Below are 21,328 nucleotides of genomic sequence, written 5' to 3'. Positions count from 1 at the left end.
CCGACCCATGATTCCAGCAGACATCATCCGCCCGCGCTCCATCGTCCGGCTGGCAGCGGCAACCAAGCCCGCCCTCTTCCGCACCCTCGCGAAAAAGGCGGCCGAGCAACTAGCCTTGCCCGAGGCCGCGATCCTCGACGCACTGAACCGCCGCGAAGCGCTCGGCTCCACCGGCGTCGGCGACGGGCTGGCGATGCCGCATGCGCCTGTCGAAGGTCTCGCCGAGCCCTTCGGCCTGCTGGCGCGGCTAGAGAAACCCGTCGCCTATGAAGCGATCGACGGCGCGCCGGTCGATCTCGTCTGCCTGGTGCTGACGCCGGTGAACGGCGGCAAGGGCCGCATCGACGCGCTGGCCTGCATCGCCAAGCGCTTGCGCCCGGCCGAGATCCGCAACCGCATCCGCAACGCCGCGGGCGGCGAGGATATCTACGCGCTGCTGCTCGACGAGAGCTGATCGGCCTTGGCCGGGATCGGCAGCGGCACGGCCGGCAGGATCGTCGGTTTGCAATTGCCGCCGCGCGACAGGATGAACTCGTCGCGGGCGAACAGCTCCGCCAGCCAGTCGACGAAGACGCGCACCTTGTTGCTGAGATGACGGTTCGGCGGATAGACGATGTGCAGCGGCTTCGGCGCCGTGCACCAGTCCATGAGCAGCGGCACGAGGCGACCGTCAGCGATCGGCACCCGGGCCATGAAGGTCGGCAATTGCATGATGCCGTGGCTGGCGAGCCCGGCGGCGAGATAGCCCATGCCGTCATTGAGCGCGATCGTGTGGCGCCCGCTGACCTCGATCGTCTCACTGAGGCTCTGGTAGACCAGCGGCAGCACCCGGCCGCCGAGCGCCGGCCGGTAGGCGACGATCTGGTGCCCGTCCTCGATATCGCGCGGATGGACTGGCGTGCCGAAGCGCGCGAGATAGTCCGGCGTCGCGCAGGTGATGAGCTGCATCTCGCCGATCCGCCTTGCGATCAGACTCTGGTCGACGATCTCGCCGGCCCGCACCGCGCAATCGAGATTCTCGCCGATCAGGTCGGCCGGCCGGTCGCTCAGGCCGAGATCGAGCTGGATATCGGGATAGCGCGCCTGGAATTCGTGAAGCGCCGGGATAATCACCGAGACCGCGAGAGACGAGCTGCAATCGACCCTGAGACGCCCGCTCGGCCGCGCCTGTGCGAGCGTGAGACTGGCATCGAGCTCCGAAAGCTCGTCGAGCAGACGCAGCGCCCGCTCGTAATAGGCCGCACCGTCCATGGTCACGGTCACGCGCCGCGTCGTCCGGTTCAGCAGCTTGGCGCGCAGATGCGCCTCAAGCTGCTGGATCAGCTTGGTGACAGTCGGCTTCGGCATGTCCAGGAGATCGGCGGCACGCGTGAAGGTCCCGGTCTCGACGACCCGCACGAAGGCCCGCATCGCGGCGAGCTGGTCCATAAGTCCTCAAATTGTTTCTGTATGTGAATAATGAATAAGCCAATAGCGCATTTATTCCGGAAAGCCGATTCACTATCTCGTGGTGCAACGCAACAGCGAGGGTCGAGTCCATGCCCGCGATCGCCGCGCAGAAACTGCAACCGGTCCTCTCCGTATTCTGGCGGGAGGAAACCCTGAGCGCCCGTGGAGAGACCTTCACCGGCCGGCTCTACGTTCCCGCCGAGGTCCCGGACAATGCCGGGCTCGTGCTGCATCTGCATGGCGGCCACTTCAACAGCGGCTCGCCGGCGCAGGGGCAGGCCGTCGCCACGGCCCTGACAGAGGCCGGCGCGGTCGTGTTCTCGCTCTCCTATCCGCTCGCGCCGGTACAGCGCTTCCCCGAGACGCTGGAGCGCATCTATGCAGCGCTCGAGGCTCTTGCCAGGGGGCGCAATCGCTGGGCAACGCGCGGCGCGCCGCTCTACATCGCCGGTGAGGAAGCCGGCGGCAATCTCGCCGCTGCACTCGCCATGATGGCGCGTGATCGCGGTGGCCCGGCGCTGGCCGGACAGATCCTGTTCTCGCCGATGCTCGACGCCTGCCTCGGCACGGCCTCGCTACGCGACGTGCAGGCCGGCCCGGTCGGCTGCCGCTGGGCCGATGGCTGGGCCGATTATCTCGGCACGCCCGAGCGCGCCGCCCACCCCTACGCCGCCCCGCTTCAGGCGACGCGCCTCGCCGGCCTGCCCCCGGCCCTGCTGATCAGCGGCCAGGATGACCCGATGCGTGACGAAGCCGCGCAATACGCTGATCGCCTCGGCCAGGCCGGCATCGCCGTCCGCCATGTCGAGTTCAGCGCGCCGACGCGCTGGCCGCAGGCCTATGCGGACGCGGCGGAGGAAGGTTCCTGTCTCTGCAAGAGCTGCGGCGAGATCGCCGCCTTCTATGAACGGACCGCGCCCTCCTAGCGCTCTCCCTCTTTCGAACACCCCAAGCATTTCCAAGGAAGGACCGACCCCATGATTCCGGGAACGAACCGTCGCGGCCTTTTGGCCGGCCTCACTGCCTCCGTCGCGCTGACCGCCATCACGGTCTTCTCCCTCTCCGGCACCCGCGCGCAGGGCGACACCGCCCCTGCCGCCCCGCCGGCCGTCCCCGTCTCCGTCGCGACCGTCGAGGCGCGCGAGGTCGTGCCCTGGGCCGAGTTCTCCGGCCGGCTGGAGGCGATCGAGCGCGTCGAATTGCGCTCACGCGTCGCTGGCGTGGTCGAGGCCGTGCATTTCCGCGAGGGCAACCTCGTGAAGCAGGGCGAGCTGCTCGTCAGCATCGACCAGGCGCCTTATCTCGCCGATCTCCAGCGGGCCGAGGCACAGGTACAGGGCGCGAAGGCGCGGGTGGCGCTCGCCGAGAGCGAGAACGAGCGCGGCCAGCAATTGCTGGCGACCCGCAACCTCTCCCAGCGCGACGTCGATACCCGCGTCAACAATCTGCGGGAGGCGCAGGCGAACCTTCAGGCCGCCGAGGCCGCCCGCCGCACGGCGCAGCTCAACCTCGACTACACCCAGATCCGCGCGCCGATCAGCGGCCGCATCGGCCGGCTCGACGTCACGATCGGTAACCTGATCGCGGCCGGCGGGCAGGTCCTGACCTCGCTGCTCTCGGTCGATCCGATCTACGCCGCCTTCAATGCCGACGAGCGCAGCGTGCTCGATGCGCTCGCCTCGCTGCCGGACGGTTCGCGGGCGCTGGAGCAGATCCCGGTCAGGCTCACCACCGCGACGGCGCAGGCCGCGCAGTTCACGGGCAAGCTGCACTTCGTCGATAACGGCATTGACGGCGCCAGCGGCACGGTCAGGGTCCGCGCCAAGCTCGACAATCCGGACGGCAAGCTGATGCCCGGCCAGTTCGTCCGGGTCCAGCTCGGGCAGGCCAAGGCCGAGCAGCAGCTCGTCATCAACGAGCGCGCGGTCGGCACCGACCAGAACAAGAAGTTCGTCTTCGTCGTCGGCGACGACGCCAAGGCGGCCTGGCGCGAGGTCTCGCTCGGCGCGGCCCATGACGGCCTGCGCGTCGTCAATGCCGGCCTGAAGCCCGGCGAGCGCATCGTCGTCAACGGCCTCCAGCGCGTCCGCCCCGGCGCGACCGTCGCGCCCGAGCCGGTGCCGATGGCGCAGAAGAGCGAACTGAAGAAGCCCGCGACCGAGCTCGCGCAACGCTGACCGACATGACCCGCCACGGATGCCGCAAGGGCGGGTCCGTGGCCGCAGGTCCAATAAGCCGCTCGAAAGGGGGCGCCCCATGAACCTCTCGAAATTCTTCATCGACCGGCCGATCTTCGCGGCGGTCCTCTCTGTTCTCATCTTCCTGGCAGGGCTGCTCTCGATCAGGGCCCTGCCGATCTCGGAATATCCGGAAGTTGTCCCGCCGACGGTCGTCGTGCGGGCGCAATATCCGGGTGCCAGCCCGCGCGTGATCGCCGAGACGGTGGCGACGCCGATCGAGGAGCAGATCAACGGCGTCGAAGGCATGCTCTACATGTCGAGCCAGGCGACGACGGACGGCGTCATGACGCTCAACGTCACCTTCCGCTTGGGCACCGACCCGGACAAGGCCCAGCAGCTCGTGCAGAACCGCGTCAGCCAGGCCGAGCCGAGGCTGCCGGAAGAGGTGCGCCGGCTCGGCGTCACCACGGTCAAGAGCTCGCCCGATCTGACGATGGTGGTGCATATCACCTCGCCGAACGGCCGCTACGACATGACCTATCTGCGCAATTACGCGGTGCTCAACGTCAAGGACCGGCTCGCCCGCATCGACGGCGTCGGCCAGGTCCAGCTCTTCGGTTCCGGCGACTACTCGATGCGTGTCTGGCTCGACCCGCAGAAGGTCGCGGAGCACGGGCTGTCGCCCGGCGACGTCGTGCGCGAGATCCGCGCCCAGAACGTCCAGGCAGCGGCCGGTGTCATCGGCGCCTCGCCGAACGCGCCCGGCCTCGACCTGCAGCTTTCGGTGAACGCGCAAGGACGCCTCCAGAACGAGGAGCAGTTCGGCGAGATCATCGTCAAGACCGCTGCCGACGGCGCGGTCGTCCGGCTGAAGGACGTCTCCCGCATTGAGCTCGGTGCGGCCGACTATGCGCTGCGCTCGCTGCTCAACGGCAAGTCGGCCGTCGCCGTGCCGGTCTTCCAGGCGCCGGGCTCGAACGCCATCGCGATCGCCGACCGCGTCCAGGAGACGATGCGCGAGATCAAGCAGAACATGCCGGAAGGCGTGGACTATTCGATCGTCTACGACACCACCCAGTTCGTGCGCGCTTCGATCAAGGCGGTGATCTCGACCCTGCTGGAGGCGGTGGCGCTCGTCGTGCTCGTCGTCATCGTCTTCCTGCAGACTTGGCGCGCCTCGATCATCCCGCTCGTCGCCGTGCCGGTCTCGGTCGTCGGCACCTTCGCAGTGATGTATCTCCTGGGCTTCTCGATCAATGCGCTCAGCCTGTTCGGGCTGGTGCTCGCCATCGGCATCGTCGTCGACGATGCGATCGTCGTCGTCGAGAATGTCGAGCGCAATATCGAGAACGGCCTTTCGCCGCGCGAGGCGACCTACAAGGCGATGCGCGAGGTTTCCGGCCCGATCATCGCGATCGCGCTGGTGCTGGTCGCGGTCTTCGTGCCGCTGGCCTTCATCTCCGGCCTGACCGGCCAGTTCTACCGCCAGTTCGCGCTGACCATCGCGATCTCGACGGTGATCTCGGCGATCAACTCGCTGACGCTGTCGCCGGCGCTCGCCGCGCTCCTGCTCAAGGGCCATCACGCTCCCAAGGACGCGCTGACCCGCTTCATGGACAAGCTGTTCGGCTGGTTCTTCCGCGCCTTCAACCGCTTCTTCCATCGCTCGTCCGAGGCCTATGGCGGCGGCGTGCGCCGGGTGATCTCGCATCGCGCCGTGATGCTGGCGGTCTATGTCGTGCTACTCGGCGCGACCGGCGTGCTGTTCAAGGCGGTGCCCTCGGGCTTCGTCCCCGGACAGGACAAGCAATATCTCGTCGGCTTCGCGCAGTTGCCGGATGCCGCGACCCTCGACCGCACGGAGGATGTCATCCGCCGCATGGACGAGATCGCGCTGAAGCATCCGGGCGTCGAGAACGCCATCTCCTTCCCCGGCCTCTCGATCAACGGTTTCACCAACTCGTCGAATTCCGGCATCGTCTTCGTCGGCCTGAAGCCCTTCGACCAGCGCGAGGATCCTTCCTTGAGCGGCAACGCCATCGCTGCCGATCTCAACAAGCAGTTCGGCGGCATCAAGGAAGCCTTCATCGCGATGTTCCCGCCGCCGCCCGTGCAGGGTCTCGGCACGATCGGCGGCTTCAAGCTGCAGATCGAGGATCGCGCCGGCCTGGGCTATGCCGCGCTGGACGAGGCGACCAAGGCCTTCATGGCCAAGGCCGCGCAGGCGCCGGAGATCGCCGGCATGTTCTCGAGCTTCCAGGTCAACGTCCCGCAGCTCTATGCCGATATCGACCGCACCAAGGCGCGCCAGCTCGGCGTGCCCGTGACGGAGGTGTTCGACACGCTGCAGACCTATCTCGGCTCGACCTATGTCAACGACTTCAACCGCTTCGGCCGCACCTACACCGTGCGCGTCCAGGCCGATGCACCCTTCCGCGCCCAGCCCGAGCATATCGGCCAGCTCAAGGTGCGCTCGACGTCCGGCGAGATGATCCCGCTCAGCGCCGTGCTCAACGTCCGCACAGATTCCGGCCCCGAACGCGCCATGCGCTATAACGGCTTCCTCTCGGCCGACATCAATGCCGGCGCAGCTCCGGACTTCTCCTCGGGACAGGCGCAGGAGGCGGTGGAGCGCATCGCGAAGGAGACGCTGCCCAAGGGTTTTGCCTTCGAATGGACCGAGCTGACCTATCAGGAGATCCTCGCCGGCAACTCGGCAGTGATCGTGTTCCCGGTGGCGATCCTTCTGGTCTTCCTGGTGCTGGCGGCCCAGTACGAGAGCATGACCCTGCCGATCGCGATCCTGCTGATCATCCCGATGGGCCTGCTGGCGGCGCTGACCGGCGTCTGGCTCTCGGGTGGAGACAACAACGTCTTCACCCAGATCGGCCTCGTGGTGTTGGTCGGGTTATCCGCCAAGAACGCCATCCTGATCGTCGAATTCGCTAGGGAACTCGAATTCGAGGGCAGGACGCCGGTCGAGGCCGCAATCGAAGCCAGCCGCCTGCGCCTGCGTCCGATCCTGATGACCTCGCTCGCCTTCGTGATGGGTGTGGTCCCGCTGGTGATCTCGACCGGGGCCGGCGCCGAGATGCGGCAGGCGATGGGCATCGCGGTCTTCGCCGGCATGATCGGTGTCACCGCCTTCGGCATCTTCCTGACGCCGGTCTTCTACGTGCTGATGCGGAAGCTCGCGGGCAACCGCCCGCTCGCCCGGCACGATATCGAGCAGCCGGTCTTGCAGGCTGCCGAGTAAGCAAGAGAGGAAACCGCCTCCGGCCACAACGCCGGGGGCGGTTTCATTTCCGCCGCCCTATCGATAGCGCCGCTGCACGGTGAGATGGGCGATCATGGTCAGCAGGATCGTCGCGGTCATCAGGATAAACGAGATCGCGCCGCCGAAGGGCCAGTTGTTCTGCTGCGCGAACTGACCATAGACCAGCGGCCCCATCATCTGGAATTTCGGTCCGCCCAGCAGCACCGGCGTGGCATAGGCGTTCATCGCCAGGATGAAGGTCAGGATCGTGCCGGCGAGGATACCCGGCAGCGCCAGCGGCCAGAGCACGCGGCGGAACATCGCCGCAGGGCCGGCGCCGAGGCTGAAGGCAGCCTCCTCGACATTGCGCGGAATGCCCTCGATCACGCTCTGTAGCGTCAGCACCATGAAGGGCAGATTGACCGCGATGATGCCGATCAGCACGGCATTCTCGGTATACATGATCTCCAGCGGCTGATCGATCAGGCCAAGCCCCATCAGCGAGGCATTGAACGCCCCCTTGCTGCCGAAGAGCGTCATCCAGCCGGCAGCGCGCACCGCGTTGCCGACGAAGAGCGGCAGCACCACCGCGATGACCATCAGGTTCTTGAAGCGGCTTTGCGTGCGCGCCAGCACATAGGCGAGCGGGAAGCCCATGATCAGGCAGGCCAGCGTACAGATCACCGCAACGCGGACCGTGCGGGCGAGCACGTTGAGATAATAGGCGTCGGTGAAGAACTTGACGTAATTCTCGATCACCAGCGCATCGACCATGAACTGGCCGGGCACGAACTTGTTGAGCGAGTAGCGGAACAGGATCGCGAGCGGCCCGATCAGCATGAGCGCGACGAAGAGCGTCGCCGGCACGACGAGCAGGCCGGCGAGTCTGGTGCGGGCGCCGGCGACGGCTTCGGGAGCGGAAACACTCATAACCAACTCCTGTCATTCCGGGACATGCCGAAGGCATGAACCCGGAACCCACGACCGGGCGAGCGATCGCGGTTGTCGAAAATACAGGCCTCGCCCAGTCGTGGGTTCCGGGTTCGCTCCTGCGGAGCGCCCCGGAATGACAAAGGGGGCATCAGCCCTTGAAGACCTTGTCCCACCATTCCTTCATCGCCGCGTCGTTCTTGGCGAGGAAGGCGTAGTCGAGATCCTTGAGGGTCTTCTCCTCCTCGGGCGTGAAGCCGATGCGCTTGTGCAGCGCCGGATCGACATTGAGGCCGGTGACGGTGCCGTTATAGCCCATGTCGACGGCGAAGGCCTCCTGCGGCGCCTTGGCCAGCATCGCGTCCATATAGGCGTAGGCATTGTCCTTGTTCGGCGCGTTCTTCTGGATCACGAAGCCCGAGACATAGGTCGGGATGCCCTCGATCGGCGAGACCGCCTCGCAGGGGATGCCGGCATTCTGCCACTGCACGACGCGCGCCTTCCAGATCGCGCTGATGCCGACTTCCTCGTTCTTCATCGCTTGGGCGAAGGCCTCGTTGGTCGGATAGACGCGCGCGCCGGCCTTCTTGACCGCGAGCAGGACTTCCTTGGCCTTCTCGATGTCGTTCATGTCCTTGCCGCCGGTCGCGGCCATCGAGGCCGCGATGAAGATCGACTGGTACTGGATGTCGATGAAGCCGATCTTCGAGCCCCATTTCGGGTCGAGCCAGTCCTTGAAGCCCTTCGGCGCCGGCGAGATGATCTTGGGATTGTAAATGACGACGTTGCCCGAATAGATGTGCCCCATGCCATAGGGGTACTTCATCGTCGGCAGCAGGTTCTTGGCGTTGGGCAGCTTGGAATAATCGATCTGTTCCAAGACGCCGGCCTCGTTCATCTCGAACATGTTGGCGGCGGAGAGGCCCTGGATATCGACGGTTCCGCGCGGCAGGCGGCGTTCGGCGACCATCTTGGCGCGGCGCGGCGCGTCGCCGGCCTGATCCTGCACCACTTCAAGCCCCTTGGGCTTGAGGATCGGGTCCTCGATGTTCTTGGTCAGCAGCCTGGCATAGTCGCCACCCCAGGTGCCGACGACGACGCGGCCGCCGGATTGGGCGAAAGCCGGCATGCCGGTCGCGGTGGCGAGCGCGGCTGCGCCTACGCCCTTCAGAAGATCCCGCCTGTCGAATGAAGCCATGGTATTCCCCTCGTTTCTGGACGCCGGATGAGCCTTCAGGCTCCTTGCGGATAGACGAGCCCGGCGCTTTCGGCCCAGCCTATCGTGATGCTCTCGCCGACATGCGGCTCGGCGAACCCGACCTTGTTCGGGATCTGCAGGAGCATGCGGTCCTGCTCGTTGAGCGCGACCTGCACGTCGAGCAGCGCGCCGAGATAGGAGGCATGCTCGACCCGCGCCGGAAAGCGGTTGGGTAACCCATCCGCCTCAGCCCCGACCGCGATCCGCTCGGGCCTGAGCGCCAGCGTCGCCGGTCCGGGCGCGGCAGCGGCGATGCAGGCGATGTCGAGCCCACCGCCCGTGCGGAAGCGCCCCTGCCCCGTCACCTGCCCTTCGATGAAGGCGCTGCGCCCGATGAAGCCGGCGACGAACCGGTCGGCCGGTTTCTCGTAGAGCTCGCGCTGGGTACCAATCTGGCGCACCTGCCCCTTTTCCATGACGACGAGGCGGTCCGCCATCGTCAGCGCCTCCTCCTGGTCATGGGTCACCATGATCGTGGTGAGGCCGAGCTTCTGCTGCAATTCGCGGATCTCGATCCGGACTTCGAGCCTGAGCTTGGCGTCGAGATTGGACAGCGGCTCGTCGAGCAGCAGCACCTTCGGCTCCATCGCCAGCGCGCGGGCGAGCGCGACGCGCTGCTGCTGGCCGCCGGAGAGCTGGCGCGGATAGCGCTCGTCGAAGCCGCCGAGCCGGACAAGCCTGAGCGCCTCGGCGACGCGCGGGCCGCGCTCGGCCTGCGGCACCTTGTGCATCTCCAGTCCGAAGGCGACGTTCTGCGCGACGGTCATATGCGGGAACAGCGCATAGCTCTGGAAGACCAGCCCGCAATGGCGCTTCCACGGCGGCAGGTTGGTGACGTCCTGCTCGCCGATCGTGATCGCCCCGGAGGTCGGCGCGATGAAGCCGGCGACCATGCGCAGGGTCGTGGTCTTGCCGCAGCCGGAGGGGCCGAGTAGCACGAGGAATTCGCCTTCGGCGACCGCGATGTCGACATCGTCGACAACCGTCAGCGCGCCGTAGGTCTTCTTCAGATGCGAGATCGAGAGACGTGCCACGTTAGTATCTCGCCATCCGTTCACACCACCCGGCTCAGTTTGACATAGCGATCGGTCACGACCATCGCGACGCAGATCAGGACGATCTGGATCAGGGATGCCGCCGCCACCGTCGGATCGATCTTCCATTCGAGATACTGGAGGATCGCGATCGGCAGCGTCGTCCGCCCCGGCCCGACCAGGAACAGGCTCATCTCGAGATTGCCGAACGAGGTCACGAAGCCGAACAGAGAGGCCGCGACGATGCCGGGCCGGATGCTCGGCAGCGTCACCCTCCAGAAGGTGGTGACCGGGCCGGCGCCCAGATTCTGCGCGGCCTCCTCGATCGAGCGGTCGAAGCCCGCGAGGCTCGCCGTCACAAGCCGGACCACCCAGGGGATCACGACGAGCGTATGCGCGGCGACGAGACCCGCGAGCGAGCCCATCACCGGCCATTGCGTGGCGATCTCGACCTCGATCTGGAAGACATAGGTCGCAGTGCCCAGCACGATGCCGGGCATCACCAGCGGCAAGAGCAGGAGCGTGCTGATGCCACCGCCCAGCGGGATGCGGTGGCGCACCAGCGCCAGGCTCGCCGGCACCCCCAGCAGAAGGCCGATCAGCGTCGATGCAATGGCGACCTGAAGGCTCAGCGTGAAGCCGTCGATGAAGGACTTGTTGTTCGCCGCCCCGGCGAACCATTTCAGCGAGTAGCCTTCGGGCGGAAAGGACGGGATCTCCTGCCGGAAGAAGGCGAGCCAAGTCACGAAGATCAACGGGAGCAGGATGAAGCCGAGCGAAAGCGCGGCTGCACCGTTCAGGGCGTAGCGCCCGAATCGCTGCGAACCGGCGCTCACCCGGCGTTTTCCCGATGGCAGGCCGCTCCCGCTGCCTGCCGCTTGCTGTTCACTACGAAAACCAAAACCGTCCCCTCTTTTGTCAGACAGTTTGCGACGCCACTTACAAACAGTGAAGCCTGCATTTCCATCATGCGCCGGCTGGCGCTTCGGCAGGACTCAGTGCAGCGTGTTCTTGTGGAAGGCGCCGCCCTTCATGATCGCCGCCAGGTGCTTGCCCTGCTCCTGGAACAGCGCGAGGTCCTTCAGCGGGTCGCCATCGACGAGGATCAGATCGGCGAAGGCGCCGGTCTGAACCGTGCCGAGCTTGCCTTCCATGCGCAGGATCTGGGCACCGACCGTGGTCGCCGAGCGAATGATCTCCAAGGGCGAGAGCACCTCGCGGCGCAGCAGGAACTCACGCGACTGCTCGCTCTGCAACTGGCCGAGCAGGTCCGAGCCATAGGCGACCGGCACGCCGGCGCGCTTGCAGATTTCGAGGGAGCGCAGGCCGCCATCGATGACGAGATCGTTCTTGGCTAGCATGTCGCCGGTCATGCCGAACTCGGCCGCCCGCTCCTTCATCGCGTAATAGGCGACGAGATTGGCGGTGAGGAACATGTTGTTCTCCGCCATCAGCTTGGCCGAGGCCTCGTCGATCAGGTTGCCGTGCTCGATCGCGCGCACGCCGCATTGAGCCGCCCGCGTGATCGCCTCCGGCGTATAGGCGTGGGCGCAGACATAGCGGCCGAAGGCCTTCGCCTCCTCGACGGCGGCCTTCACCTCGTCGACGCTGAACTGCATCGAATCCAGGGGATCGTAGGGGCTGGCGACGCCGCCGGACATCATGATCTTGATATGGTCGGCACCGAGCCGCATCTGCTCGCGCACCGATTTGCGCACCGAGGAGACGCCGTCGGAGACGTTCATCGTATAGGCCATGGCGTTGCAGCAATGGCAGCGCGCGCCGAAATCGGTGCGCCGGCGCGGGTCGCTATGGCCACCGGTCGGGCCGATGGCGGCGCCGGCGATGAACAGGCGGGGACCCGCGACATCGCCCTTCTCGACCGCTTCCTTGATGCCCCAGTCGGCGCCGCCGGTATCGCGCACGCTGGTGAAGCCGCGGTCGAGCATGCCCTTCATCAAGCGGACGGCGCGCGCCGTCATCAGCGTCAGCGGCATGCTCTCCATCGTCCGGATATAGACCTCGGACAGGAAGACATGGACATGGCTGTCGATCAGGCCCGGCATCAGCGTGCGGCCGCCGCAATCGACCACATCGGCCTTGGCGAGCTTCAGCGGCTTGTCGGAGAGTTCGCGGATTTTGTCGCCTTCGACGACGAGCTCGTAGCCCTGCCGGAGCTCACCGAAACCGGGTTCGAGCAAAGCGAAGTTCTTGAAATGCAGCATCGTCATCACCGCCTCCGAACATGCCTGCCGGGAAGCACCCGGCCCCAGACGTCAGCATGATATGCACGCAACATCCAACTTGTCGACAGCGCAAAAAGCGCATTTGGCGGCCCCGTACCGCCCGTCGCGCGCAGGGCGGGGGCGTCCAACGGTGAGCGGCGTTGCGCCCCTCGCGGTTGGCAGCTTCACTGCGCTCCGAACGGAGATTCGCACGCGCCATGCCGGGACCACTGGACGGGATCAAGATCGTCGACCTGACCACGGTCATCGCCGGCCCCTATGCGACGCAGACGCTCGGCGACATGGGCGCCGATGTCCTCAAGGTCGAGCCGCCGGGCGGCGACATCATGCGCGCGCCCGGTCCTGCGCGCTCGCCGGGCATGGGCGCGGCCTTCCTCAACTGCAACCGCAACAAGCGCAGCATCACCATCGACATGAAATCGGCCGAGGACCTCGCCCACCTGCGCGAACTCGTCGCCGATGCCGATATCTTCATCCACAACATGCGGATGGAGGCGGCGCGCCGGAACGGGCTCGATCCGGAGACGCTGCTCGCCCGGCATCCGCGGCTGATCTACTGCGCCATTGTCGGCTTCGGCCAGGACGGGCCCTATCGCGACCGCCCGGCCTATGACGACGTCATCCAGGCCGCTTCGGGCTGGGCCGCGCTGGCTGAGCGCAGCGGCGATGCTCCGGCCTATGCGCCCACCATCGTCGCCGACAAGACGACCGCCCTCTTCGCCGTCGGCGCGATCAATGCCGCGCTCTATCACCGGGCGGTCTCGGGGGAAGGCCAGGCGATCGAGGTTCCCATGTTCGAGGCCATGGTCTCCTTCCTCGCCGTCGAGCATCTCGGCGGCCGCAGCTTCGAGCCTGCACTCGGTCCAAGCGGTTATTCGCGCGTCCTGTCGCAGCATCGCCGGCCCTATCGCACGGCGGACGGCTTCATCGCAGCGATGCCCTATACCGCTGCGCATTGGCACGCCCTGTTCGAGGCGGCCGGTCGCGAGGACTGGGCCACGGAACCGGCGCTCAGTGACGGCGCAGCCCGCGCCGCGATGATCGACACACTCTATGAGCGGCTGGCGGAGTGCCTGCTGCATCGCCCGTCCGCCGAATGGCTGGCGATCCTCGACCGGATCGATGTCCCCTGCTCCGCGATCAATACGCTCGACGACCTGCTGGACGACCCGCACCTGAAGGCGACAGGCTTCTTCGAGACGGTCGAGCATCCCGAGGAAGGGCGGCTCGTCACGACGAAGCCACCGATTCGCTTCAGCCAGACGCCCTGCGCGATCACGAAGCAGGCGCCGAGCCGGCCGCGCTGAGCGGCAGCGCGATCACGCCCTTGCTGTAGGCGCTGCGGAATGCGAGAACGCCGGCAGTGCCAACGACGACCGGCCATGCCGGAATGGAAGCACTGTTTCTCCATTCCTCCGCTTGCAGGCCGAACGGCAAATCTGCTGTTGATTTCAAACCGATGAGACACCGTTCGCTCCTGACAGCCGCTGCATGGCCATTGCCCGATCGGGCGATCGGCAATGCCGCGCGGCTGGGTCACGGATTGTGAGGCCTCGCTTGCGCATTCTCCTGCTCAATCCCAACACCATGCCGGAGATGACGGCGCTGGTCGCGCGCGTGGTCCAGCCCTATCTGCCGGCACAGGCCGAACTCGTGCCGATCACCGGCCGTTTCGGTGCGCAGTACATCGCCAGTCGCAGCGCCGGGGTCATTGCCGCCCATGCGGCGCTCGAAGCCTTCGCCGAGCATGGCAGGGACTGCGACGGCGTCTATCTCGCCTGCTTCGGCGATCCCGGGCTGCTGGCCCTCAAGGAGATGGCTCGCATCCCGGTGATCGGCATGGCGGAGGCCAGCAGCCGTTATGCCGCGGAGAAGGCTGAGCGCTTCGCCATCGTCACGGGCGGCGAACGCTGGGGGCCGATGCTGCATGAATTCGTCGGCTCGATCGGGCTGGGCAATCGCCTCGCCGCCGTCGAGACCGTCGCGCCGACCGGCGCCGACATCGCCCGCGATCCCGATGGCTCGATCGCCATGCTCGCCGAGGCCTGCCGCCGCGTCGCCAAGCGCGACGGTGCAGGCGCGGTCATCCTCGGCGGTGCCGGCCTCGCAGGACTCGCGCCCCGCGTCCAGCCGCATGTCGACGTGCCCGTGATCTGCTCGGCCGAGGCCGGCATCCGGATGCTGCTGGCCGAGCTGGAGCAGCCTCGACCCAAGCCGCAGGAAGGCGACCTCGCCCTGCCGGCGCCGGTGGCCAGCACCGGGCTTTCGGCAGGTCTTTCCCAGTTGCTGGCTCAACCCTGAACCGATCTCGTCAGCCCTTGCCGGCGAGCGAGGTGCCGTTCAAGCCCGCGATCCAGTCCGACAGCATCGGCACGTAATCCTCGCCCTTGCCGCTGGCGACGGCGGCGGCGTAGCTGTTCTTCACGGCGTTGCCGATCGGATTGGCGACGCCGGCCTCATTGGCCACGCTCTCCAGATAGCGCACGTCCTTCAGCGCATTGGTCAGCGTGAACTTGTGGGCGTCCCTGTCGCGCTCCAGCACGTATTTCATGAAGGTCTGGTAGAAGCCGCAATCCATCCGGCTGCCCCGCAGCACGCTGTCGAAGGTCTGGGGCGTGATGCCGATCTTCTGGCCGAGCGTCAGCGCCTCCGCATAGATCGCGGCGTAGCCGAGCGACAGGAAATTGTTGATCAGCTTCATCTTGTGGCCGTCGCCGACCGGTCCGAGATGCACGATCTTCTGCGCCCAGGCTTCGCAGGCCGGCTTGATCCGGGCGAAGACCTCCGGCGAGGCCCCGACCATCGCCGAAAGCTGGCCGAGCGCCGCCTGTGCCGGCGTGCCGCCGAGCGGTGCGTCCGCCAGCTGCAGACCCTTCGCCTCGAGCTCGGCCGCAAGCCTCACCGTCACCGTCGGGTCCGAGGTCGAGCAATCGACGATCACCGTGCCCGGCCTGGCCCCGGCGATGATGCCGTTATCGCCTCTCAGCACGGCCTCGACCTGGGGCGAACCGGTCACGCACAGGAAGATGATTTGGGAGCGCGAAGCGAGCTCCTTCGCCGTCTTCGCCTCCACCGCGCCGGCCGCGACCAACTCCTCCACCGGCTTGCGGTTGCGGTGCCCCATCACGGTGAGGGGAAAGCCCTTGTCGACGAGATTGCGGGCCATGCCCTGCCCCATCAGGCCGACGCCGATGAAGCCGATCGACTCTTTCTGTGCGCTCATCTTCAAATTCTCCCGCTGATATGGTTGAGATGGAGCCGGAAGTCGGCGAAATGGCCCGACCGGAAGCCGGCCGCGAGGCCCGCGCTCACTGTGGACGAGTCATGACCGCCAGCGACCCGCCCGGGCACCGACAGCCCAAGACCCCGCCCCCTGCCGGCCGCAGCCGCGTCACGCTGCAGGTTATCGCCGAGCGGCTTTCGGTCTCGACCGCGACGGTGTCGCTGGCGCTGCGCGGCTCGCCGCTCGTGGCGGAAGCCACGCGCAACCGCGTACGCGAGATCGCCCGCGAGATGGGCTACAGCTACAACCGCAGCGCCGCCTCGCTGCGCACCGACCGCACCAACATCATCGGCGTCGGCTTCCACGACATCATCAATCCGTATTTCGCCGAGTTGCTGGCGGCGATAGAGGAAACCGCGGCCCGCCATGACCGCTCGATCCTGCTCGGCACCTATTCCGAGAATCTGGACCGGCAGCAGCGCGTGCTCAGCACGCTCGCCGAATACCGGCCGGACGGCATGGTCCTCTGCCCCGCCGGCGCCAGCACAGCCGAGAACCTCCTGCCGCTCGTCGAGGCCGGCATCCCGATCGTCCAGCTCTCGCGTGAAATCCCGGAGCTCGATCTCGATTTCGTCGGCTCCGACGATCGCCACGGCACCAATCAGGCGATGGAGCACCTGATCGGGCTCGGCCACCGCCGCATCGCCTTTCTCTGCGCCAACGAGAACATCTCGACCGGCCGCAACCGCTATGCCGGCTATCGCGAAGCGCTCACCCGCCACGGCCTGCCCTTCGATCCGCAGCTGGTCCATTTCGACTACGGCACCCGCGAGAACGGACTGAAAGGCATTCAGCAGGTCCTCGACGCCGAGACCCCGCCGACCGCTGCCGTCTGCATGAACGACCTCGCCGCTTTCGGCGCGATGCTCGGCCTGCGCCATCGCGGGCTGGAAGCCGGCAGCGACTTCTCGATCGTCGGCTGCGACGACGTGAAGGAGGCGGCGCAGTGGTTCCCCGCGCTCACCACGGTCTATAATTTCCAGAACGAGATGGGCGCCAAATCGGCCGAGTTCCTGCTCAACCGCATCGCCGATCCCACCGCCCCGACGCAGCGCCTGCTGCTGACGCCGGCCCTCCACGTCCGCGGAACGACCTGCCCGCCGCCGCGCTAGGGGCGCATCTCTCAAGCCCTCATCCTGAGGAGGCCCGCAGGGCCGTCTCGAAGGATGTTCCAGCATGCTCAGGAACCTCCTGGAACATCCTTCGAGACGCGCTTCTCCGAAGCGCTCCTCAGGATGAGGGCTGAGGGCATCCGCCATGGAACCAACGCCCTTCAGGCATCGTTGGCGGGCTTGGCGTTGAGCGCCCGATAGGCCCGCACCACCTGCGAATCGTCGCGCCCGCCATGGCCAAGGCCGGAAGCCGACAGGAACATCTGGTGCGCCGCCGCCGCCAGCGGCAGGGCCGTCTTCGCGGCTCGCCCGGCATCGAGCACGATGCCGAGATCCTTGACGAAGATATCGACGGCGCTTGCCACCACCGGATCGGGCTCATGCATGCGCGGCCCGCGATCCCTGAGCATCCAGGACGAGGCGGCCGAACCACCCATGATCTCGAAGAGCAGGCGCCCGTCGATGCCCGCCTTCTCGGCCAGCGACAGGGCCTCGGCCGCCACGGCGATATGGACGCCGCAGAGCAACTGGTTGACGGTCTTCACCGTCGCGCCCTGCCCGGCCTTCTCGCCGACATGGAAGACCTTGTCGCCGAGCGCATCGAGCACCGGCTTCGCCCACGTGAAGCTGTCCTGGGGCGCGCCGACCATGATGGTCAGCGTCGCGTTGCGCGCACCATTCACCCCACCTGAAACGGGAGCGTCGATAAAGTGCCGGCCGGTCTTCGTGACCTCGGCCGCGATCGCCTCCGCCTCGCCCGGCGGGCAGGTCGCCATCAGGATCACGGTGGCCCCCGGCGCCAGCGCCTCCAGCGCTCCGGCCTCGAACAGCACTGCGCGCGCCTGCGCGGCATTGACGACCATCAGCACCAGCGCCTCGGCACCATCAGCCGCTTCCTTCGCGCTCGCGGCCGCATGGCCGCCGGCCGCGACGAGCGCCTCACGCGCCGCCTCCCGCATGTCGAAGCCCGTCACGCGGAACTGCTTCCTGACGAGGTTCTCGGCCATCGGCGCGCCCATGGCGCCGAGCCCGACGAAGGCGATGCTGGAGATCGGTTGAACGGACATGAGGCAGATACTCTCGGAACGAAAGCGGGCACAGCTCGCGCCATGCCCGCAGGAAACCCGACGCTAGGCCGGTTACTCCTTCACCGCACCCGTCATGGACGCGACATAGTAGTCGACGAAGAAGGAATAGAGGATCGCGACCGGGATCGAGCCGAGCAGCGCGCCGGCCATCAGTGAGCCCCAGTGATAGACGTCGCCCTCGACGAGCTGGGTCAAGACCGCGACCGGAACCGTCTTCTTTTCCGCCGACTGGATGAAGGCGAGCGCATAGATGAACTCGTTCCAGGACAGGGTGAAGGCGAAGATGCCGGCCGAGATCAGGCCGGGCATGGCGAGCGGCAGCGTGATCCGCCACAGCGTCTGCAGCCGTGTCGCGCCGTCGATCATCGCGCATTCCTCGAGCTCGTAGGGGATCGACTTGAAGTAGCCGATCAGGAGCCAGGTGCAGAACGGGATCAGGAAGGTCGGATAGGTCAGGATCAACGCCAGCGGCGAGTCGAACAGCCCGAACTGGAAGATCAGCGTCGCCAGCGGGATGAACAGGATCGAGGGCGGCACGAGATAGGCGAGATAGATCGCCAGACCGACATATTGCGAACCCTTGAACCGCAACCGCTGGATCGCGTAAGCCGCGAGCACGCTGGAGAACAGCGAGAGCGCCGTCGCCACGGCCGCGACCATCATCGTGGTCCACAGCCATTGCGGATAGTCGGTCTGGAACAGCAGCTTGTGGATGTTCTCCAGCGTCGGCGACTTCACCCAGAACGGGTTGTTGTTCTTGTAGTCGAGCAGTTCGCCGTTCGGTTTGATCGCCGTGATCGCCATCCAGTAGAATGGGAACAGCAGCACGAGCACGAAGACCGACAGCGGCAGGTAGAGCGTGATGAAGCGCCGCGGGCCGGACGACCAGTCGATGACGCCTTCGCGCTCCTTGTCCGTCAGATGCGGGCGCGCTCCGAGGGTCTGGTCAGTCATTGTCTTCCCCCTGCTGCCACTTGCGCCGGGACAGGCCGTAATAGCTGAACAGCGTCGCCATCACGAGGAACGGGATCATCGCCACCGCGATCGCCGCACCCTCGCCGAGCTGGCCGCCGGGAATGCCGCGCTGGAAGGCGAGCGTCGCCATCAGATGCGTGGCGTTGACCGGCCCGCCGCGGGTGATCGCGTAGACCAGCTGGAAATCGGTGAAGGTGAACAGCACCGAGAAGGTCAGCACCACCGCCAGGATCGGCATCAGCATCGGCAGCGTGACATGCCGGAAGCGCTGCCAGGAATTGGCGCCGTCCAGCATCGCCGCCTCGTAGAGCGAGGGCGAGATCGTCTGCAGGCCGGCCAGCAGGCTGATCGCCACGAAGGGGATGCCGCGCCAGATATTGGCCGCCATCAGCGAGAACCGCGCCGGCCAGGGCTGGCCGAGGAAGTCTATATAGGTGTCGCGCCAGCCGAGTATGTCGACGAGCACATAGGAGATGATCGAGAACTGCGGATCGTAGATCCACCAGAAGGCGATCGCCGAGAGCACGGTCGGCACGATCCAGGGGATCAGGATGATCGCCCTGAGCAGCGACTTGAACGGCAGATGGTTGTTGAGCAGCAGCGCCAGCCAGAGGCCGAGCGCGAATTTCCCGAAGGTCGCCACGCCCGTATAGAGCAGCGTGTTCCAGACCGAGGTGATGAACACCCGGTCGTGCCATAGCGACACGAAATTCTCGAAGCCGATGAAATGCCCGACGCGGCCGATGCGCGTATCGGTGAAGGCGAGCCAGATGCCCAACCCCAGGGGATAGCTGAGGAAGACCAGCAGGAAGCCTGCCGCCGGCAGCAGGCACAGGAAGATCAGGAACGGCTTGTAGTCGAACAGACGCACCAGCCAGTTGTGTTGCAGGCTGTGGACGGTTCGCGATTCGGCGGCAGCAATGGCCATGGCGCCCTCGCGTTCGAGCAGGCTATCGTCGGCCGCCGGACGAACCGGCGGCCGCATGTGTCCGGATCAGCGCAATCCGCGCATCAGGTCCGGTAATAGCGCTTGGCGCGGCGTTCGGCCTCGGCGGCCGCCTCTTCCGGCGTCGCCTGACCGGCGCAGACCGAAGCGACCATCTGGACGACGACATATTCGGCATTGACCGTGCCAGCGGCCTCGTTGATCGAGCCCTTGTAGCCACTCCAGAGCGCGCGCTCCCAGGTGTCGCGGTAGACGAGGATCTTGGGATCGCCCGACCAGACCTTGCTCTCGGCATAGCCCTTCAGCGGCTGGGTCCAGTAGCCGAAGCAGCCGGTCAGCCACTTGTCGTACTGCTCCTTCTCCATCATGAAGCGGAGATATTCCTTCGCCGCGTTCGGGAACTTGGTGTGCTTGAACGCCATGGCGTTGATGATCAGCGCCGGCTCCGACGGACGCCCGAGCGGGCCGACCGGCATCGTGGCATGGTTCAGGTCCTTGCCGATCGCCGCGGTCTTCTCGTCCTTCGAGTTCTTGATCGAGAAGTAGAGCGAGACGCCGTTCTGGGTCAGGCCGATTTCACCGGCGGACAGCGCCTTGTTGTTGCTGATGTCGAGCCATGAGAGCGTGCCGGGAATGAAGGTCTCGTAGAGCGCCTTCGCGTATTTCAGCGCCGCGATCGTCTCCTTCGAGTTGATCGCGACCTTGTTGTTCTCGTCGACCATGTAGCCGCCATGGGTCCAGACGAGCCAGTTGCAGAAGGCGTTGCCGTCGCCGACCGCGTTGCCGAGCGCGAAGCCGGCGGGGTGGCCGTTCGCCTTGAGCTTGCGGCAGAGGTTGAGGAAGCCGTCGAGATCCTTCGGGAAGGTGTCGAAACCCGCTTCCTTGACCCAGGATTCACGATAGACCGCCGGCGCGCCGGAGGCGCCCATCGGGATCGAGACCCACTGGTTGGTCTTGTCCTTCTTGCCGTATTTCTCGGCGATCGGGTACCAGCCACCATTCTTCTTGCCGAGTTCCTCGGCGATCTCGGTGAGGTCGATCAGTTTGTCCGAGAAGATATGCGGATCATCGGCCCAGCCGACGACGATATCCGGCCCGGCGCCGGTATTGGCGGTGACCGCCGTCTGCGGGCGCAGGTCTTCCCAGCCGGCATAGTCGACGCGCACCGGCACGCCGGTCGCCTTGGTGAAGGCCTCGGTGTTCTCGTTGAAGATCGCCTGGTCGGGATCGACGAACTTGGTCGGGCGCAGCACGCGCAGCGTCGCGCCCGGCTCGATCTTGGCCTGCGCGATGGACGGCGCGAACGGCAGCGTGGCGCCCGCCGCGAGCCCGGCGCCGCCGATCAGAACGTCTCTTCTGGAAATGCTCATGGAAACCGTCTCCTCCGTTGGTGCGGCGGCGGCCTGCATGGGACCACCGTCCTGCATGATTTATGGGCGTTGACAGCGATCATCCGTCGCTCCGCCTGGCGGGAGCGGCGAATTCCTTGGAACCGGGTCCGATCAGGCGCGAAGAAGGCCGATCGGGAAGGCCGGCTCTGAATTCAGCATCGAGAACGCGCCTCGCTCGGC

The 21,328-nt window shown here is 66.3% G+C and carries 18 protein-coding genes; 7 read left to right on the top strand and 11 right to left on the bottom strand.

The genetic code is table 11. The features are described from left to right. The first annotated feature begins 7 nt into the window (after positions 1–7). A complete protein-coding gene (locus AC6RIC_RS06205; protein ID WP_499735518.1) occupies positions 8–454 on the top strand; it encodes a PTS sugar transporter subunit IIA in 447 nt (148 codons plus the stop codon). Here the strand turns inward: AC6RIC_RS06205 and AC6RIC_RS06200 are convergent. Then, a complete protein-coding gene (locus AC6RIC_RS06200; RefSeq protein WP_499735517.1) occupies positions 427–1,428 on the bottom strand; it encodes a LysR family transcriptional regulator in 1,002 nt (333 codons plus the stop codon). The genes AC6RIC_RS06205 and AC6RIC_RS06200 overlap by 28 nt on opposite strands. Positions 1,429–1,538: 110 nt before the next feature. On the opposite strand from AC6RIC_RS06200, the gene AC6RIC_RS06195 reads away from it, so the two are divergent. The 3 genes from AC6RIC_RS06195 to AC6RIC_RS06185 all read left to right on the top strand — a co-directional run bounded on the left by AC6RIC_RS06195 (position 1,539) and on the right by AC6RIC_RS06185 (position 6,885). After that, entirely contained in the window at positions 1,539–2,375 is an 837-nt protein-coding gene (locus tag AC6RIC_RS06195) for an alpha/beta hydrolase fold domain-containing protein (protein ID WP_499735516.1), read from the top strand. 51 nt (positions 2,376–2,426) lie between these two features. Next, on the top strand, positions 2,427–3,626 hold the full coding sequence (locus AC6RIC_RS06190; protein WP_499735515.1) for an efflux RND transporter periplasmic adaptor subunit: 1,200 nt from the start codon (positions 2,427–2,429) through the stop codon (positions 3,624–3,626). A 79-nt stretch (positions 3,627–3,705) separates the two neighbouring features. Continuing rightward, positions 3,706–6,885: an efflux RND transporter permease subunit gene (locus AC6RIC_RS06185; protein ID WP_499735514.1), complete on the top strand. Its 3,180-nt coding sequence runs from the start codon at positions 3,706–3,708 to the stop codon at positions 6,883–6,885. A gap of 57 nt (positions 6,886–6,942) precedes the next feature. Here the strand turns inward: AC6RIC_RS06185 and AC6RIC_RS06180 are convergent, their stop codons facing one another. The 5 genes from AC6RIC_RS06180 to AC6RIC_RS06160 all read right to left on the bottom strand — a co-directional run bounded on the left by AC6RIC_RS06180 (position 6,943) and on the right by AC6RIC_RS06160 (position 12,338). Next, entirely contained in the window at positions 6,943–7,815 is an 873-nt protein-coding gene (locus tag AC6RIC_RS06180; RefSeq protein ID WP_336810519.1) for an ABC transporter permease, read from the bottom strand. Positions 7,816–7,966: 151 nt separating this feature from the next. Continuing rightward, complete coding sequence (locus tag AC6RIC_RS06175) at positions 7,967–9,013, bottom strand: ABC transporter substrate-binding protein (RefSeq protein ID WP_499735513.1); 1,047 nt, start codon at positions 9,011–9,013, stop codon at positions 7,967–7,969. 35 nt (positions 9,014–9,048) lie between these two features. Continuing rightward, positions 9,049–10,107 carry an ABC transporter ATP-binding protein gene (locus AC6RIC_RS06170; RefSeq protein ID WP_454655526.1) on the bottom strand — a complete coding sequence of 353 codons (1,059 nt, stop codon included), beginning with the start codon at positions 10,105–10,107 and terminating at the stop codon, positions 9,049–9,051. Positions 10,108–10,127: 20 nt separating this feature from the next. Next, positions 10,128–10,943, bottom strand: a complete 816-nt coding sequence (locus AC6RIC_RS06165) for an ABC transporter permease (RefSeq protein WP_454655525.1) — start codon at positions 10,941–10,943, stop codon at positions 10,128–10,130. A gap of 159 nt (positions 10,944–11,102) precedes the next feature. Then, complete coding sequence (locus AC6RIC_RS06160; RefSeq protein ID WP_454655524.1) at positions 11,103–12,338, bottom strand: metal-dependent hydrolase family protein; 1,236 nt, start codon at positions 12,336–12,338, stop codon at positions 11,103–11,105. 212 nt (positions 12,339–12,550) lie between these two features. Between AC6RIC_RS06160 and AC6RIC_RS06155 the strand changes: the two genes are divergently transcribed. Both AC6RIC_RS06155 and AC6RIC_RS06150 read left to right on the top strand, forming a co-directional pair. Then, positions 12,551–13,660, top strand: a complete 1,110-nt coding sequence (locus AC6RIC_RS06155) for a CaiB/BaiF CoA transferase family protein (RefSeq protein ID WP_499735512.1) — start codon at positions 12,551–12,553, stop codon at positions 13,658–13,660. Positions 13,661–13,910: 250 nt separating this feature from the next. Beyond that, positions 13,911–14,654, top strand: a complete 744-nt coding sequence (locus tag AC6RIC_RS06150; RefSeq protein ID WP_499735511.1) for an aspartate/glutamate racemase family protein — start codon at positions 13,911–13,913, stop codon at positions 14,652–14,654. A 10-nt stretch (positions 14,655–14,664) separates the two neighbouring features. On the opposite strand, the gene AC6RIC_RS06145 is transcribed toward AC6RIC_RS06150, so the two are convergent. After that, positions 14,665–15,576: an NAD(P)-dependent oxidoreductase gene (locus AC6RIC_RS06145; RefSeq protein WP_499735510.1), complete on the bottom strand. Its 912-nt coding sequence runs from the start codon at positions 15,574–15,576 to the stop codon at positions 14,665–14,667. A gap of 101 nt (positions 15,577–15,677) precedes the next feature. Between AC6RIC_RS06145 and AC6RIC_RS06140 the strand changes: the two genes are divergently transcribed. After that, a complete protein-coding gene (locus AC6RIC_RS06140; protein WP_499735509.1) occupies positions 15,678–16,748 on the top strand; it encodes a LacI family DNA-binding transcriptional regulator in 1,071 nt (356 codons plus the stop codon). A gap of 161 nt (positions 16,749–16,909) precedes the next feature. Here AC6RIC_RS06140 and AC6RIC_RS06135 read toward each other — a convergent pair whose 3' ends face one another. The 4 genes from AC6RIC_RS06135 to AC6RIC_RS06120 all read right to left on the bottom strand — a co-directional run bounded on the left by AC6RIC_RS06135 (position 16,910) and on the right by AC6RIC_RS06120 (position 21,127). Next, the gene (locus AC6RIC_RS06135) at positions 16,910–17,815 is read right to left on the bottom strand and encodes an NAD(P)-dependent oxidoreductase (RefSeq protein ID WP_499735508.1); all 906 of its coding nucleotides are present in this window, start codon (positions 17,813–17,815) and stop codon (positions 16,910–16,912) included. A gap of 72 nt (positions 17,816–17,887) precedes the next feature. Next, positions 17,888–18,790 (bottom strand): carbohydrate ABC transporter permease, encoded by a 903-nt coding sequence (locus AC6RIC_RS06130; RefSeq protein ID WP_454655517.1) that lies wholly within the window; start codon positions 18,788–18,790, stop codon positions 17,888–17,890. Beyond that, positions 18,783–19,739 carry a carbohydrate ABC transporter permease gene (locus AC6RIC_RS06125; protein WP_454658945.1) on the bottom strand — a complete coding sequence of 319 codons (957 nt, stop codon included), beginning with the start codon at positions 19,737–19,739 and terminating at the stop codon, positions 18,783–18,785. The genes AC6RIC_RS06130 and AC6RIC_RS06125 overlap by 8 nt, the downstream gene beginning before the upstream one ends. 83 nt (positions 19,740–19,822) lie before the next feature. Beyond that, the gene (locus AC6RIC_RS06120; RefSeq protein ID WP_488848196.1) at positions 19,823–21,127 is read right to left on the bottom strand and encodes an ABC transporter substrate-binding protein; all 1,305 of its coding nucleotides are present in this window, start codon (positions 21,125–21,127) and stop codon (positions 19,823–19,825) included. Positions 21,128–21,328: the final 201 nt, after the last annotated feature.

The organism is Allobosea sp. TBD101 (genome assembly GCF_059817965.1).
The sequence above is the reverse complement of the archived record's forward strand: the minus strand, read 5'-3'. Positions and strand labels throughout refer to the sequence as shown.